The sequence below is a fragment of the Vibrio sp. YT-18 genome (assembly GCF_033337345.1).
Classification (GTDB): domain Bacteria; phylum Pseudomonadota; class Gammaproteobacteria; order Enterobacterales; family Vibrionaceae; genus Vibrio; species Vibrio alginolyticus.
In genome coordinates, this window is record NZ_JAWOQO010000004.1 from 145470 (window position 1) to 161702 (window position 16233).

14 protein-coding genes are annotated in these 16233 nt (G+C 43.0%); 12 read left to right on the top strand and 2 right to left on the bottom strand.

What is annotated here, in order from left to right:
* Positions 1–102: 102 nt before the first annotated feature.
* On the bottom strand, positions 103–2796 hold the full coding sequence (locus R7M72_RS07520; protein ID WP_053303369.1) for an SLBB domain-containing protein: 2694 nt from the start codon (positions 2794–2796) through the stop codon (positions 103–105).
* A gap of 66 nt (positions 2797–2862) precedes the next feature.
* Positions 2863–3378 carry a porin family protein gene (locus R7M72_RS07525; protein WP_053303370.1) on the bottom strand — a complete coding sequence of 172 codons (516 nt, stop codon included), beginning with the start codon at positions 3376–3378 and terminating at the stop codon, positions 2863–2865.
* A 650-nt stretch (positions 3379–4028) separates the two neighbouring features.
* Between R7M72_RS07525 and R7M72_RS07530 the strand changes: the two genes are divergently transcribed.
* The 12 genes from R7M72_RS07530 (at position 4029) to R7M72_RS07585 (ending at position 16225) form a co-directional block, all read left to right on the top strand.
* Positions 4029–4259, top strand: a complete 231-nt coding sequence (locus tag R7M72_RS07530; RefSeq protein WP_318056119.1) for a hypothetical protein — start codon at positions 4029–4031, stop codon at positions 4257–4259.
* 73 nt (positions 4260–4332) lie between these two features.
* The gene (locus R7M72_RS07535; protein WP_053303372.1) at positions 4333–5007 is read left to right on the top strand and encodes a YjbF family lipoprotein; all 675 of its coding nucleotides are present in this window, start codon (positions 4333–4335) and stop codon (positions 5005–5007) included.
* Complete coding sequence (locus tag R7M72_RS07540) at positions 5004–5765, top strand: capsule biosynthesis GfcC family protein (protein ID WP_053303373.1); 762 nt, start codon at positions 5004–5006, stop codon at positions 5763–5765. Before R7M72_RS07535 ends, R7M72_RS07540 begins: the two co-directional genes overlap by 4 nt.
* A 2-nt stretch (positions 5766–5767) precedes the next feature.
* Positions 5768–7966, top strand: a complete 2199-nt coding sequence (locus R7M72_RS07545) for a YjbH domain-containing protein (protein ID WP_258509251.1) — start codon at positions 5768–5770, stop codon at positions 7964–7966.
* 148 nt (positions 7967–8114) lie between these two features.
* Complete coding sequence (gene rfaD, locus R7M72_RS07550; RefSeq protein ID WP_053303375.1) at positions 8115–9056, top strand: ADP-glyceromanno-heptose 6-epimerase; 942 nt, start codon at positions 8115–8117, stop codon at positions 9054–9056.
* A 127-nt stretch (positions 9057–9183) separates the two neighbouring features.
* Entirely contained in the window at positions 9184–10170 is a 987-nt protein-coding gene (gene lpxM, locus R7M72_RS07555) for a lauroyl-Kdo(2)-lipid IV(A) myristoyltransferase (RefSeq protein WP_086459295.1), read from the top strand.
* The gene (locus R7M72_RS07560; protein ID WP_053303376.1) at positions 10167–10889 is read left to right on the top strand and encodes a glycosyltransferase family 25 protein; all 723 of its coding nucleotides are present in this window, start codon (positions 10167–10169) and stop codon (positions 10887–10889) included. The genes lpxM and R7M72_RS07560 overlap by 4 nt, the downstream gene beginning before the upstream one ends.
* Entirely contained in the window at positions 10886–11941 is a 1056-nt protein-coding gene (gene waaF / locus R7M72_RS07565) for a lipopolysaccharide heptosyltransferase II (RefSeq protein ID WP_053303377.1), read from the top strand. Before R7M72_RS07560 ends, waaF begins: the two co-directional genes overlap by 4 nt.
* On the top strand, positions 11935–13209 hold the full coding sequence (gene waaA / locus R7M72_RS07570) for a lipid IV(A) 3-deoxy-D-manno-octulosonic acid transferase (protein WP_258509250.1): 1275 nt from the start codon (positions 11935–11937) through the stop codon (positions 13207–13209). The genes waaF and waaA overlap by 7 nt, the downstream gene beginning before the upstream one ends.
* A gap of 103 nt (positions 13210–13312) precedes the next feature.
* Positions 13313–14923 carry an aldolase catalytic domain-containing protein gene (locus R7M72_RS07575; protein ID WP_053303379.1) on the top strand — a complete coding sequence of 537 codons (1611 nt, stop codon included), beginning with the start codon at positions 13313–13315 and terminating at the stop codon, positions 14921–14923.
* Positions 14907–15542 carry an HAD family hydrolase gene (locus tag R7M72_RS07580; protein ID WP_047009435.1) on the top strand — a complete coding sequence of 212 codons (636 nt, stop codon included), beginning with the start codon at positions 14907–14909 and terminating at the stop codon, positions 15540–15542. Before R7M72_RS07575 ends, R7M72_RS07580 begins: the two co-directional genes overlap by 17 nt.
* Positions 15543–15544: 2 nt before the next feature.
* Positions 15545–16225 carry a cytidylyltransferase domain-containing protein gene (locus R7M72_RS07585; protein ID WP_053303380.1) on the top strand — a complete coding sequence of 227 codons (681 nt, stop codon included), beginning with the start codon at positions 15545–15547 and terminating at the stop codon, positions 16223–16225.
* The last annotated feature ends 8 nt before the right edge of the window (positions 16226–16233 follow it).

The window sequence follows — 16233 nt, forward strand, 5'->3', positions numbered from 1 at the left end:
CGTACTAACTAGCGGAACTTATGTGACTTAAACATTCACATAAGCTCTCACTATTAATGAGTTTAAACCTTGGTCAACGGCTGAAAGTTACTTATTAATACCTTACTTCAGCGCGTTGATCGCTACACCTGTTTGGTAAAGGATCTGCGTGGCAGCAGTCCAAGTACTTAATGCATCGCGGTAGTCGGTATCAATTGGTACAACAATAGTATCGCCAGCTTTTAGCTCTTCATGATTGTTACCGAACCAGTAGCCTGATGTTGGTTTGTAAACCGACCCGTCTGCGCGTACAACGAAGATACGGTCTTCGTCTGCTTGTTTTTTAGCGCCGCCGGCTTTGTTTAGGTAATCATCTACGTCTAGCTTATTATCCAACAAGTACGTAATTGGAACTTGAACTTCGCCCATGATCGAAACCGTATTGCGGAAGGTTGGCACAAATAGGAAGTCACCATCTTCTAACATAAAGTCCGCAGAACGCTCCTCTTTTAGGATGCGATTAAGCTGTACGACCATACGTCCCAGAGCTTTGCTGCGACTTGCTTCTTCAACAAACTTTAATGTTTTGTCTGGGTCTGAGATCACCGAACCCATATTGCTGTCTGCACGGAAGGTTTTCTTCGCGGTTTCTGCTCGCATATCTGCGGCATATTGGTTTAATAGCTTTTGCTCTTTAAGACGTAAAGCCTCACGAGTAAAGATAGCCCCTTGCGGGTGTGCAAATTCGGTTAGACCACCAGCACGTTCAAGCAACTCGCCTAAGGTCTCGCCTTGACGGACAGTATAAGTACCAGGGAAGCGAACTTCGCCTTGCAACGTTACTGTGCTTTGCAGTTTGACATTTGGCTTCTCAAGAATGTTTAGGCGATCACGACCAGCAATAACGACATCGTCAGCAGAGCTACCCTTGATAGCTTGGCGTAAATCAATACGCTCAACATCAATAGAAGCGCGCTCATCTCTACTGTTTATTACTGTACGAGCTAACTCGGCGTTAATGGTGAATGCGTTATAAGTTAGACCACCAGCAGCTTCAATCAAGGTAGAAATCGTCATACGTGGGGTAATTGGGTAACGCCCTGGGTGTTTTACCTCACCGAAGACTTCAGCAATCTGCGGAGCCAAACCCAAACGCGATTGCTGTTGAAGCTGTAGCAAAACAGGAGCAAGTAACGTGCGGCGCGTATTTTGTTTTAATGCTTCAAAATCTTCTTTGGTAATTTCTTTGCCACGGAATATGATTTTCGGCTGTTCTGATTCTTCAGTTGAAGATTGCCCCTTCGACATATTGTCTGTCGCTGAAGATATTGCAACAAAAGAGCTCATAACTTCTTGCTCTTTTTGTTGGTCCAGCTCGGCTTTAAATTGTGCTTGCTCAAGCGTTTTCGCTTTCGTAACCGTATCTTGATCTGCAAGGGTATCTAAATCTTCATTGTTGAAACGGTTAAATACCAGCACTCGGTCACGTGAGTTTAGCTTTAGGTTATCTTTGCTGCTCGGCGAAAGAATCGCGTTAGCAAGATTTACTTGATAAACCTCGATGTCACGTTGTGGGTTAACCTCACGAACAACGACAGCATAGTTTACATCTGCAGTAGAATTAAATGAGGTATCAACGGATTGGAATAAGTCTGCGATTCGCAGACCGTTCTTCCACTCAATAAAGCCCGGATGACGAACATCACCTTCAATTTGTACGTAACGGGTCAGTTCTTCATTTTTCTTAAGCACATTAACCGCATCGCCATCTTTGACTTTAGTTTGCTGGTCATTTAATTGGCTAAAGTTCAGTGTTAATGCATCGCGAGCACCTTTAGCGGCGTAACGCTTCACTTCGATTTGATCGCTATAAGCGTTAGCCGTAAAACCGCCAGCCATTTGAATCGCTTGCTTATAGGTTTCACCTGGTTTGATTTCATAGATTGCCGGACGGTTTACTTCGCCATCAATCGAAATCGTGTTACCCAGTGCACCGATGAAGACCACATCACCTGGTAGCAAGCGGATATCGTTACGCGCATCACCTTTAAGTAACAGGTCATACATATCCAGTTTACGAATCACCTGACCATTACGCTTAAGTTGCACGTCACGCAGGGCACCACTCTCACTAAAGCCACCACTATAGTAAATCGCTTGAGAGATTGTGGTTAGTGCACTAACCGTGTAAGCACCTGGCTTGAAGGCATCACCCATAACAAAAACTTGCATGGTACGCATTTCACCTAACGAAATATCACTGCGAACCCCGATCATTTGCTCTTTTACACGCTGATTTAGAGAATCGCGCACGTCAGGGAATGTCATGCCGGCTACTTGAACAGGACCAAGAGAAGGAAAATTAATGATACCAGCGCGATTAACGCGAAGGCGATGCGTCGTGTTCTCTTTACCAAACAGTTGGATAACGATTTCATCACCAGCTCCTACCGTGTAGTCAGCCGGAACAGGCACGTCACTAATTGGTGCAAATGTCGTCGGTGAACCCGCAAATAAATCTAAACCAAAACGCTTTAGACCTTGTTCGTCTTTTTCTGAATCGTTTACTTTTGCTTCAGTCGCGCTGCTAACAGGCGGACGTTGCTCAATCACTTGAGGGTTTTGGTAATTACTTGGCTGAGAAGATGCGCCGGATGGAATAGAGATGCCATACTTACTCGCCAGTGCTTGTTGCTGATCAGCTGGTAAGTTCTGAAACATCTGAATTTGTTCTGGGGTTGGAGTCTGCGCAATAGTAAGCGGCGCAAATAGGCTTGCCAGAATGCAAGCACCTATCGAGAAATATCCTTTGAGCATGATAATTCGCTATTTAAAGTCAGGAGTTAAAAATCCTAGCCACAAAACTAGGCACTAGGTCTTTAATTAAAATCGGTGTTGAAAGCCAAGAGTAATTGCGTTCAAGCGAACCTGATCTTCAGATGTGCTATCTACGAACTCAAAGACAACCGCATTCTGCTTGTCCAAAGCATAATGCATACCCAAGCCAAAGCTAAAACCTTGATCTTTATTAGAGCCTACATTTTGTTGGTCGATCTGGACACTAGAATAACCGGCAAGTCCGTAAAGTGCTACACGCTCGGAGACAGGCATATTCAACTTAATAAAACCACTCGCAAGACTATCTAGTGCAAGTCCGCTATCTCGTTGTACAGAAGTTCCGTAACGTGCTTCAAAAGCGAGGTAATCATTGAAGAAGTAACCAGCTTGCGCTTGAAGAAGGAAAGGGTTTCCCTCGGTTACTGGAGAAGAGGAATGATGAAATTCAGCGTTAGAGTAACTTACTAACGCACCAGCATAAAAATCTGCTGAGGCAGAAAATGAGCACAAGCCTAAGCTGATTGCACTCAACGCCCCTAGCCATGGTCGTTTATTAATCACGTAAGTGTTCCTTGGGTGTCGACTGACCGCTGCACATTATGAACGACGCGCGCAGTGAATGTCTGTTAACTTTTGTCAATTTCGCTTGTGCGTTTACACGCTACCGCCCGGCGGCATTACGCGTTAGCCACTGTTCGCTGATTCCCGATCCACTCGGTTTATTGATATAAATATTCTTTTTAAGCCTCACTTTTGCGACTAACCGTTCAAAAAAACAATCTTTTATAAACGCAACACAAAAGCCGGCAAATTATGCATGTATTAGCGCAAAACGGCAAGGGGGGCAAAAGCGTCTCAGATTTCCGTTTATGGTTCGTAAATTCTCACGAATGAGAAAAACACCGGCTGTCAGCCGCTTAAAACAGAACACCATTACGGATGCATTGAATAAAAAATGTGAACGTCTGCGTAAACTCAGAGGTGGCTTGAAGTAACACAGTAAAAATAAGCATTTTGATTAAATACAACTATCAAACCTAAGCAATTCACTATTCTCAATTCTCAGTCTTGCAACAATTTTTCTTTAACGTTAGGTAAATTCACATAGGAAACTGTTTACATGCTGATTGTTTTTTAACTAAAATGAATAATGGTATGTTCTAAACAGACCAAACATCGATGTTTTAAAATCTGAAATACAAGGATTAATAATGAAGAACACAGCTCTAGCTATTCTTATGGCTCTAAGCGCATCAACTGCATTTGCAGCTGAAGAAGCAGGTTCTGCTGGTGCAGCATCTGCGTCTGCAACTGGTACAACTGCAGTAGCGGTAGGTGCAGCAGCAGCAGTAACTGTAGTAGCGGTTGCAGCGTCAGACAGCGATTCAACTTCTACTTCTACTTCTACTTCTACTTCTACTTCTACTTCACTAACTAAATAATTTTTTAGTTTCGTAGATATTGAAACAATCGCCCTGATCTATTCAGGGCGATTTCATTTGTAATGAGGGAATGATGAACACTCTTCTATCGCAAAAATGGATGCGCTTACTTATTGCCCTACCATTACTGAGCTCAATCTTTGGCTGTACACAAAAATTCAATGACGTATCCGCTACCGTCCAAGAAGCCTATGGTAACTACATCGATGTTGAACTAACACCAGAAGAAATTGAAGCAGTTCCTTATGCCAGTGCTTACCTGAAAATAGGCAACCAAAAACAGGTTTTTGTAGTGTTAGCCTTCGCCGAGCCAAATCCATTAACCGGTAATACCCAACTAAAGTGGGTCAGTGCAGACAAAGCAATGGTAGTAACAGAGAACGGACATATTGTTAAAACCATTGGTTTACAAACAACCAATCTAGCGGGTATTTATGGCAACGTTCCTGCCTACTCAGCGCCCTCTATGCAATATTTTCTTTCTTACGATTGGGCTGACAAATACCGTTATGGGTTCCCGGCTAAAGTCCAACGTTCTCGTCAAGGTAAAGAAACCGTCATAACCCCTATTTCTTCTACCTCTACTGATGTTTATACCGAGGTTGTAACGTTTACCAGCTTAGAAAAAACTGTAGAAAACCAATACTGGGTAAACGGTAAAGGAGAAGTAGTGAAAACACGTCAACACTTAGGTCCAAACATGGTGCCTATTGAATTGACGATTCTGAAAGGGTACAGCAAATCATGAATAAGCGACTGCTATCTTTATTAAGCCTAAGTTTAACGGCAACGATTCTGGCGACACCGACTACCGTTCAAGCTCAAAATCACACCTCACCACCGCTCAATATAGAACTTGTCGGAACGGGCAAAGCATTGCAATTCCAACACGCGGCACGTTTAGAGAGCGTACTTAAGCATGCACAAAAACAACAAGTCGCCCTGCAATACCCTTTAGCTCTGACTCTATTTGATAACGCCGAAACCGCAGTGCAAGAAAGTACTGCCTTAAAGAATTCGGTGTTAAACCAAATGATTCAACATAATTTAGTTGCGCACCCATTTTACAAGTTTATCCAGCATAGCCAGTTTGCACCTCGCGTGCTGTCGGCCATTGATATTGATCACATCCGTCTGGATAAATTTGATAACCCTCTTTTACAAGGTCAACTTGCGTTAAGTGCACCAAAACGTGAAGAAAAAGTGTTGTATGTGGGTAACTTGGAAAAAGTCTACGCGGTAGAAAACCAAGCGGGTGTCGCTCTGCATGAACAGATCGATAATCTACGTTCAAGTGATATTGATGAGCTTGCCTATCCGCCAATCCTAATTTATCCGGATGGCAAAATCGTTCATCCTCACCATGGCAGTTGGTTAACCACTCAATATTACTTGCCACCACTTACCGTGGTGTACATCCCATTTGATGAGTTCGAAACATCACAAATGGATAAAGACATTGTCGCTCTGCTTGCACAACGTAAACCAACCTCATCGAAGAACTAAACATGAACCTGATCAGAACCAGTTTATCCCTTTCTTTAATGGGTCCAGCGTTGGTGTGGGCTCAAGACATGCCTTTCGAAGCACCGCCATTGCAACCATCACAAATGGACTTTGGTGGTGTCGGCTTAATGCAGATGCCTACAGGTCGTATGGCACCTGAAGGCGAGTTTAACTTTGCTGTTACCGGTAGCGACGAGTACCTATTTTACAATGTGACTTTGCAAGTGATGCCATGGCTAGAAACGACCATTCGTTACACCATGGTGAACGATCTTTTCTACAGTAACGATCCGAGCTTTTCGGGTGATACCAAGTACACCGACAAGGGAATCGACTTTAAAGTTCGACTTTTGCAAGAGTCAGAGTACTTGCCAGAGCTTTCTGTGGGTGTGCGTGACTTTGCAGGTACCGGTCTTTTTGATGGTGAGTTTGTTGCTGCGACAAAGCGTTACTCTAACCCAAACCTTGGTACCTTTGATTTCACTTTAGGCATGGGCTGGGGCTACTTAGGTACGCGCGACAACATCAGCAACCCAGCTTGTAAGCTATCCGATAGTTTTTGCCAAAGACCAAGCGATAGCGTTTCCACTGGTGGGACAACAAATGCAGACCGTTTCTTCAAAGGTCCTGCTGCACTCTTTGGTGGTGTCGAGTATCAAACTTTGCACGCGCCACTGCGATTTAAGCTTGAATACGACAGCAACGATTACAGCGAAGATTTCCCTGTAGTACGTGGTGGTGTAAACATGACACCTCATACGCCTTGGAACTTTGGTGTTCTATATCGTTTAGGACATATGGCAGATTTGCGCTTGAGCTACGAGCGCGGCGATACGTTAGTTGCTGGCGTGAGTCTTTACACTAACTTCAATGATATGCCGTCTTTCTGGCGTGATACACCAACACCAGAAGTTGAAGACAAGCAACCAGAACAACTGTCTGATGTAGATTGGGAACGTGTTACCGAGGAGCTGGATAAGATTGCTGGCTACCAAAATACCCAACTCTATGTTGAAGATAATACCGTTTCGGTTGTTGGCGAGCAGAAAAAGTATCGTGATCGCAATGAAGCTCATGAAAAAGCGGCGGCAGTCCTTTATAACGAAATGCCAGACAACATTGATACCTTTACTATCAATGAACGCAGTCGTGGTCTGCTCGGCGATCAAACGGTTATCTCCAAAGAGAAATACCGTGACTTTGCAGAAGTTAACTACATCAATCCAAATATCGAAGATGCAACATCAACCTCGAGCGATAAACCGCAAGGTAAACCTGCTTACGATGGTTTTGAGCGCTTTGATTGGGGCTTCTCTCCAAAACTGGCTCAGACCTTAGGCAACCCAGAAGAGTTCTATCTGTTCAGTGTCGGTTTAAGTGGCAGCGCGTCTTACTGGCTGACAGATAACCTAGAAATTGGTGGCTCGCTATACTGGGATTGGTACAACAACTACGACAAGTTTAACTACGTTACCCCACCAGACGGCACTTCGATTCCTCGTGTACGTACCATGTTCCGCGCTTATCAAAATGAACATGCTGTAACCATGTCAAACTTACAATTGACTTGGTTCCAAGAGTATTCAGATACCATGGACCAGCAATTCTACGCGGGTTATCTGGAGAGCATGTTTGCTGGAGTCGGTACCGAGTTTCTTTACCGTCCACAAGGAGCTAACTGGGCGATTGGCGCTGACGTCAACGTAATTTCTCAACGTGATCCACAAAGTTACTTCGGTGTTTACGATGAGAAATGGCAAAACGTGCCAGAATATGGACGTCCGTTCCAGGTTATTGATAAAGGCTTCACTGGTTTTGTATCTGGTTACTACTACCCTCAATGGGAATTCCTACAAGATTTGATGATCCAAGTCGATGTTGGTCAGTTCCTAGCTGGTGATGTTGGTACACAAATCAACGTTTCTAAGCAATTCAAGAGTGGCGTAATTGCTGGTGCCTTTGCGTCATTTACAGACTTGTCTGCGGATGAATTTGGTGAAGGTAGCTTTACCAAAGGTTTCTACTTGTCGATTCCATTTGACATCATGACCGTTAAGCCGAGCAACAATCGTGCGAACTTTAGTTGGCAGCCTCTTACTCGTGACGGAGGACAGAAACTCGGACGTAAATACAGCTTGATTGAGTTGACCGATGAGCGAAATCCTTGGTATCAAAGGCCTAACCGTTCGGATGTGGAATAATAAAGTAATCAAGGGAGCTGCGGCTCCCTTTTTCATATCTAGATACAGAGTCATAGAAGACTCAAACCTATCTTCCTGCTTCCAATAGCGCTACTTTTCGTTTCTTGCTAGAATTCCTGAGAAAATTTTAATCTATGGTGGAAGTTCTATGATCATCGTAACTGGTGGCGCTGGCATGATCGGCAGCAACATTGTTAAAGCACTAAACGGAGCTGGTATTAACGATATCCTGATTGTCGACAACCTAAAAAATGGCAAAAAGTTTAAGAACTTAGTTGATCTGGACATCACAGATTACATGGATCGTGACGACTTTCTGACCCAAATTATGGCGGGCGATGATTTTGGTCCGATTGAGGCAATTTTCCACGAAGGTGCTTGTTCTGCAACGACCGAGTGGGATGGTAAGTACATGATGTTAAACAATTACGAGTACTCTAAAGAGCTGCTTCATTACTGTTTAGATCGCGAGATTCCATTCCTATACGCTTCTTCAGCAGCCACTTACGGCGATACAGATACTTTCGTTGAAGAACGCGAATACGAAGGCGCACTGAATGTATACGGTTACTCGAAACAGCAGTTTGATAACTACGTTCGTCGCCTATGGCAAGACGCTGAAGAACATGGTGAGACCCTTTCTCAAATCACCGGCTTCCGCTACTTCAACGTATATGGCCCACGTGAAGACCACAAAGGTAGCATGGCATCAGTTGCGTTCCACCTAAACAACCAACTTAACGCAGGTGAAAATCCTAAATTGTTCGCGGGCAGCGAATCATTCAAACGCGACTTCGTTTACGTTGGTGATGTCTGTAAAGTAAACCTGTGGTTCTTAGAAAACGGCGTATCAGGCATTTTTAACTGTGGTACTGGCCGTGCTGAATCTTTTGAAGAGGTAGCAAAAGCAGTTATCAAGCATCATGGCAAAGGCCAAATTGAAACCATCCCATTCCCTGAGCACCTAAAAGGCGCTTACCAAGAATTCACACAAGCGGATCTGACCAAACTGCGCACCGCAGGCTGTGATGTTGAATTCAAGACAGTTGCAGAAGGCGTTGCCGAATACTTGACTATCCAAAACAGTTAAGCACCACAAGGTGGTAGAACCATAACCTGCCACCTTTACTCAAATGCAATAGCCTGTATCATTCCTAACTATCTTTTTTCTCATTTAAACCACTTCGCCCGTACACGAATAGGTAACTAGACACGCCATGACCATAAAACGTGATGACTTCGACCCTAAAGCATATAACCCTGAGTTTAAGCGCCACTTTCTGTCGCCTAAGTACTGGGGCACGTGGTTAGGTGTTCTCTTATTTTTACCGTTATCATTAATGCCTCTGGGTTTACAAAAGTGGTTGGCGAAAACCATAGCCAAAAAACTGTCGAAATCCCACAAGGGGCCAGCTCACCGAGCGAGGGTTAACTTTGAGCTGTGTTTTCCGGAAAAGTCGTTCCAAGAACGTGAAGCTTTGATAGAAAAAACACTCTACACAGCAGCCATGTTCTTTTTTCGCTTCGGGTTACTAAGTTTACGCTCACCAAAATGGCTTCAGAACCGTTGCCAAATTCGCGGCCTAGACATTTTACGACAGCACATTGATAACAACGAAAATGTGATTTTAATGGTTCCCCACTCTTGGGCAATTGATGTGCCTGCTATCTTGCTCGCGTCAATGGGAATGCCAGTTTCTGCAATGGCGAAGAAACAAAAGAATGATGTTGCTGACTGGCTGATGCACAAGCAAAGAGTCCAATACGGTGGCCGTGTTTATGAACGCTCAGGTGGCATTAAGCCTTTTCTGAAATCCATTCGAGATGGCTATGTAGGGTATTATCTACCTGATCAAGATCACGGCCCAGAGCATAGTGTGTTTGTGGATTTTTTTGCAACACGTAAAGCAACGCTACCTGGTTTAGGCAAAATTGCGAAACTATCACGCTCAAAAGTACTGCCTCTATTTGCGTCGATGAACACTGAAGATGGTACGTTTGATATTGAGATTTTACCAGCGTTTGAGCTGGATAAAGGCGAAGAGCAAGACGCTCGTACCTGTAATGAAGCCATTGAATATTTTGTCGGTGATAAACCCGAACAATATATGTGGGTACTACAGTTGCTGCACTCTCAAGAAGACGGCAATAACTATTACAATTTGTTTAAACCAAGATATAACAGCGACTGGAAAGTGCAGTGAAAGTATTTGTCGTAAGCTTGGCTCGATCGCTAGATCGCCGAGAACGTATTGAAGAAAAGTTAAAACAACAAGGCATTACGTTTGAATTTTTTGATGCCGTAGATGGCTCTGTTGACCGTTTTCTTCATTCAGAAAAAAGTCGTCCTACCATTACTCTACGCCGCAAAGGGTATCAATTAAAAACCAGTGAAGTCGCCTGTTTTGCAAGCCATTACGAGTTGTGGGTTCGCTGTGTTGAGCTTGATGAACCGATCGTCATCTTAGAAGACAACGTCGACCCCGTAGAAGGGCTGAAGCAAGCACTCGAACATACCCTTCCATTGACTTCTAATTATGACTACATCAAGTTGTCTGCCACTCAGAAGCGTGTATTCACCCCAATCGTACCTATTGATGATAATCATATGTTAGGGGGATACTCAGCAGGCACTTGTGGTACCACCGCTTATATCGTCACACCTAAAGCAGCCTCAAAGTTTGTTATGCATGCTCAAGAGTTTATTGAACCAGTCGATGACTACATGGAAAAACCATGGAGACATGGTGTTCAAGTTTACAGCGTGTCTCCAGATCTCTTTACTAGAGCAGAGATTGCTTCGACGATTGGTGGTAAAAGAAAAGATAAATCCAAAATGACTCTTGCGAATAAAATATACGCTGAACTTTTTAGAACTTATGAGTCAATTTTGAAATTCCTATACTGGAAAAACAAAGCATGAAGATTTTAGTCATTGGCCCTGCATGGGTCGGCGATATGGTAATGTCGCAATCGTTATATATTGTATTAAAGCAACGCCATCCAGATAGCCAAATTGACGTTATCGCTCCAGGATGGTGTAAACCGATTCTTGAGCGTATGCCAGAAATCCATCAAGCGATTGAAATGCCTATCGGTCATGGTGAGTTTAACTTATTAGGCCGCAGGGAAATTGGCAAATCATTACGTGAAAAGCAATATGACCACGCCTATATCTTGCCTAAATCAGCGAAATCAGCACTGATCCCATGGTTTGCCAACATTCCTCTTCGTACTGGCTGGAAGGGAGAAATGCGCTATGGTTTATTGAATGACTTACGCCCTAACATGAAGTCTTTTCAGTATATGGTAGAGCGCTATGTAGCGTTAGCTTATCCAAAAGCAGAAATGGTGGATTCTAACTCTCTTGGCGGGCTTGAAACTTTACCTCGCCCACGCCTTGCAATCAACGAAGCAGAGCAACAAGCCACGATCAAAAAGTTCAACTTAGCCCAAGACCAACCAATTATTGGACTGTGCCCAGGAGCAGAGTTTGGTCCTGCCAAAAAATGGCCCGAAACACACTACGCTGAAGTTGCGACGCAAATGGCTCATTCTGGACATCAAATCTGGTTGTTTGGTTCTCAAAAGGACTTAGAGACTTGTAACAATATTCGCGCACTTGTTCCGACGCAATTCCATGAGCACATTCATGTTCTGGCAGGCCAAACCAGCTTAATTGAAGCAGTCGATCTCCTTGCTGCATGTAAGACTGTTGTCGCGAATGACTCAGGCTTAATGCATGTGGCAGCTGCGGTTGGTTGTAATGTTGTTGCCGTTTATGGCTCAACTTCACCGAAGTACACCCCCCCACTCGCAGAAAAAGTGGAGATTGTTCATACCGATATTGATTGTCGCCCTTGTTTCCAACGTGAATGTCAATACAAACACCTTAAGTGCTTGACAGAACTTTCGCCTAAGCAAGTGCTAGATAGCATCCAAAAACTTGACGCCATTACGATAAGCTCATGTTAGTTCGTATTGTTTATACCTTACTACTCGCTCTAGCGTCACCGCTGCTTTTATTTGGTTTGTACAAGAGCAAACCAAATAAGCCTAAGTTCGGCTCTCGCTGGAAAGAGCACTTTGGCATAACTCCCAAGCTAAAAAGCAACGACAAACCTATTTGGATACATGCCGTATCTGTTGGTGAAAGCATAGCAGCAACACCTTTAATTAAAGCCCTTAAGGAACAAAACCCCGAACAATCTATTCTAGTTACTACAACAACAAGTACCGGAGCTGAACAGATTGCTAAGTTGGGTGATTTAATTGAACACCGCTATATGCCAATTGACTTTGGTTTTGCTATCAAAGGTTTTCTTAAATCAGTACAACCAAAACAAATGTTGATCATTGAGACTGAGCTGTGGCCAAACACGCTTCACCATGTTTACAAAGCGGGTATCCCTATAACAGTCGTGAATGCTCGCCTATCTGAAAAATCGTGTCAGAACTACGCCAAAATACAGCGGCTTTTTAACCAGCTTCATCCATGCCTAACTCAAGTACTCTGCCAAACGGATTCAGATGCAGAGCGCTTCGAACGCTTAGGCGTTGAGAAAAAGAAACTATCCGTTACTGGCTCGATTAAGTTCGATATTCAAATATCAGAGCAAGTGAAACAGCAAGGACAGCAGCTTCGAGCCCAACTTGGAAACGATCGTCCGATTTGGATTGCAGCTAGCACCCACAAAGGCGAGGACGAACAGGTATTAGATGCACATAGACAAGTTTTAAAATCTCATCCAAATGCTTTACTCGTTTTGGTTCCTCGCCATCCAGAACGATTTGATGATGTATTCACGCTTTGCCAACAGCAAGGCTTTAACACTGTGCGTCGCACTTCAACTCATGCAGTAGAGACGAATACTCAAGTATATCTCGGCGATACTATGGGTGAGATGCTAACGTTGATGGGTACAGCGGACATCTGCTTTATGGGCGGTAGCCTAATTGGAGATAAGGTTGGTGGGCACAATGTGCTAGAGCCTGCCATGTTAGAAAAAGTCATAATCACTGGCCCTAGCTATTTCAACTTTAAGGAGATTGTTGAAAACTTACTAGCTGTGGATGGTATCTTAATTGTGCCAGACTCAACGACCCTTGCCCTAAGGACTACAGAGATCATTTCTCAACAAGATAAATATTTACTCCGAGCTTTGCATGCTAATAAATGGGCCTCATCCAATCAAGGCGCTCTAAACCGAACAATGAGCTCACTCCCACAAAGTGATAAGTAATAACTTAATAATTAGTTTGATAAATACCTCACTTTTACTATTAAGCTTGTATGTTTTACTGTACTAAGCACATTACCTGTTTAACTTAAAAAGAATATCCATTATGCAAAAAATTTTAGACTGTACTCTTCGCGATGGTGGCTACTATAATCACTGGGACTTTTCACCAGAAGTCGTTGACGCTTACCTCACTGCAGTTGCAAAAGCTAAAATTGATTATGTTGAATTAGGGCTTCGTAATTATCCTAAATCTGTTTACAGTGGTCCATTTGCTTATACGACTGAAGAGTTTCTAAACACGCTACACCTACCGAAAGGTCCGACATATGGCGTAATGGTTGATGCAAAAACTTTGCTAGATGCGGGTAAGCCTGTTGAAGCTGCCATCAATGATCTTTTTGTACCAGCACAAGAAAGTAAAGTTGATCTCGTTCGTATCGCGGCACATTTCAATGAAGCAGAGCAGTGTGAAAGCATGATTAAAGCTTTCAAAGAAATGGGGTATATCGTTGGCCTAAATCTGATGCAAGCGGGCGGAAAACCATCCCAAGTTATTGCGGAAAAGGTACAGGCGGTAGCAAAAGCAACCCCTGATGTTATCTATTTTGCTGACTCTCTCGGAAATATGGATGGTGCAGAAGTCACTCGCATTGCCGAAATTGTAAAGCAAAACTGGGATGGCGACATTGGTATCCACACCCATAACAACATGGGTCAAGCAATGTCCAATACGATGACTGCTCGTTCGAATGGTGTTACATGGTTGGATGTGACCGTTACCGGAATGGGACGAGGCGCTGGGAATGCCCAGACCGAAAACCTGCTCGCCGAACTTGATGGACTAGATAAATACTTGCCAACAGCAATATATGAACTAGTTATTCGCCATTTTGAGCCAATGCAAAGAAGATACGGTTGGGGCTCAAGCCTTCTATATTACTTGGGGGCCAAAAACGATATTCACCCAACTTACATCCAGAATATGCTTTCAAATCCTAATTACGGAACAGAAGAAATTGTTGGTGCTATCGAGCATTTAAAAAAGCTAGAAGGTACAACAAGCTATAATGGTGATGTCTTAGAAGAAGCGCTTACTGTAGGGAAAATAAGCCAACCGACTGAAAGCCAATCAGATCTATCAGGTATCTTTTCAGGAAAAGAAGTCTTACTGGTCACTAATACGCCCAATACGGCAACACATAGAGTCGCGATCGAAACATACATTAAAACTCGAAAGCCTATCGTAATTGGCATCAATACAAAGCATGAGATTGACACTGAGCTTTTCGATTACTTTGCTGTATCTCATAACTCTAAATACTTGTCAGAAAGCAGCCATTACTCAGAGGTAGCCAAACCCGTATTTTTGCCAAAGAACCGCTTTGACGAAGACGAGCTAAGTAAATTTAGTAATATTTCTATGATTGATTACAGTAGCACCATAGAGAAGGATACTCTCACCGCCCATAAAAACTACTGTACACTACCGTATGATAATACCGCTGCATATGCGTTATGTATCGCTTTTATAGGTCAAGCGCAGAAGATATCTCTCGTTGGGTTTGATGGTTATGATGTGACTGACCGACGCCAAATGGAAATGAATGAGATCTTTAGCATGGTTAGTCAACAGTTTGGAAGTACATCAATTCAAGCGTTAACCCCAACCACTTATCCAGTAAAAGCAGGGTCTATTTATGCACCCGCTATTTAATGGCTATGATACTGTTATTTTTGACTGCGATGGCGTGATCCTAGACTCAAATAACCTCAAAATTGATGCCATGCGTAATGCTTTACGCATGGCCCAAGTATCAGAGCTCGAAATAGACAATTGTTGCAATTACTTTAAAGCTAATTTTGGCAAATCGCGTTTTCATCATGTGAGTTACTTTGTTGAACATTTCATCCTAAATACAGATGAAGCATTGTACGAACGTATACTAAGCTTCTACTCAAAGCAGTGTGAAGAGCTATACATGGAAGCTCAACTAACGCCTAATTTTATTGCAGCAATTACAGATTGCCCAGCCAAACTCTATGTAGCGAGTGGATCTGCTCAAGACGAATTACGAGAAGTATTTGTTAAAAGAAAGCTGGCGCAATATTTTACGTTAATTCTAGGATCACCTACCGCGAAAGCAGATAACGTTGCAACCATCCTAAAGGAGTCTTCAGGCACGGCTCTAATGATCGGTGACGCATTATCAGACTTTCACGCAGCCAAAGAGAATAATATTGATTTTCTTGGCTATCTTCCTTTTTCAAATGTAAAAGAAGAGCTTGAAAGCTTATCAAAAAGTGAAGGTTTCAATATTCTAAGGAGTTGGTAAGCATGAGTGTCCATGTCTTTTTACCATGCCGAAAAGGCAGTGAACGTATCCCAAACAAAAACACCAAAGACTTTGCTGGTGTAAAAGGTGGGTTGCTAAAAATCAAACTGGATCAGTTAATCAATATAACTGATCTAGATTCGATAGTCGTATCTTCAAACGACGACGTTGTTCTAGAGTTTGCTTCAACATATAAAGATTCTCGCATACGAATAGATGAACGCCCAGATCACTTAGGCTCAAGTTCAACAAGCACTGATGATCTTATTAGATACGTTCCTTCGATTATTACTACAGGTCACGTACTTTGGACTCATGTAACCTCGCCTTTCCTCGATGAATCCGGTTATCGTGCAATTCTAAAACAATATCTCGCGAGCCTCTCTGAAGGATATGATTCATTAATGACAGTCAAAGAGCTACGAGGTTTTATTTGGAATAAAGACAGACCGATTAGCTACGATCGTAATATAGAAAAATGGCCAAGAACTCAGACGATTGAACCTTTGTATGAAATCGATAGCTCAGTCTTTTTAAATAGCGTCGAAAACTACAAAAAACTAAATGACCGAATTGGACTAAAGCCTTCTATGTACATACAGGATGCAGAGAGCTCAATTGATATAGATTGGCCAGAAGACTTTACTTTCGCTGAATCTATGTGGTTACAGAAAAATAAATGATCATCGGT

What these genes read in the sequence shown, in the direction of transcription:
- R7M72_RS07575 (WP_053303379.1), top strand. Translation starts at nt 13,313, where the DNA reads ATGCAAAAAATTTTAGACTGTACTCTTCGCGATGGTGGCTACTATAAT.
- R7M72_RS07545 (WP_258509251.1), top strand. Translation starts at nt 5,768, where the DNA reads ATGAACCTGATCAGAACCAGTTTATCCCTTTCTTTAATGGGTCCAGCG.
- waaF (WP_053303377.1), top strand. Translation starts at nt 10,886, where the DNA reads ATGAAGATTTTAGTCATTGGCCCTGCATGGGTCGGCGATATGGTAATG.
- R7M72_RS07520 (WP_053303369.1), bottom strand. Translation starts at nt 2,796, where the DNA reads ATGCTCAAAGGATATTTCTCGATAGGTGCTTGCATTCTGGCAAGCCTA.
- waaA (WP_258509250.1), top strand. Translation starts at nt 11,935, where the DNA reads ATGTTAGTTCGTATTGTTTATACCTTACTACTCGCTCTAGCGTCACCG.
- lpxM (WP_086459295.1), top strand. Translation starts at nt 9,184, where the DNA reads ATGACCATAAAACGTGATGACTTCGACCCTAAAGCATATAACCCTGAG.
- R7M72_RS07580 (WP_047009435.1), top strand. Translation starts at nt 14,907, where the DNA reads ATGCACCCGCTATTTAATGGCTATGATACTGTTATTTTTGACTGCGAT.
- R7M72_RS07535 (WP_053303372.1), top strand. Translation starts at nt 4,333, where the DNA reads ATGAACACTCTTCTATCGCAAAAATGGATGCGCTTACTTATTGCCCTA.
- R7M72_RS07540 (WP_053303373.1), top strand. Translation starts at nt 5,004, where the DNA reads ATGAATAAGCGACTGCTATCTTTATTAAGCCTAAGTTTAACGGCAACG.
- R7M72_RS07530 (WP_318056119.1), top strand. Translation starts at nt 4,029, where the DNA reads ATGAAGAACACAGCTCTAGCTATTCTTATGGCTCTAAGCGCATCAACT.
- rfaD (WP_053303375.1), top strand. Translation starts at nt 8,115, where the DNA reads ATGATCATCGTAACTGGTGGCGCTGGCATGATCGGCAGCAACATTGTT.
- R7M72_RS07585 (WP_053303380.1), top strand. Translation starts at nt 15,545, where the DNA reads ATGAGTGTCCATGTCTTTTTACCATGCCGAAAAGGCAGTGAACGTATC.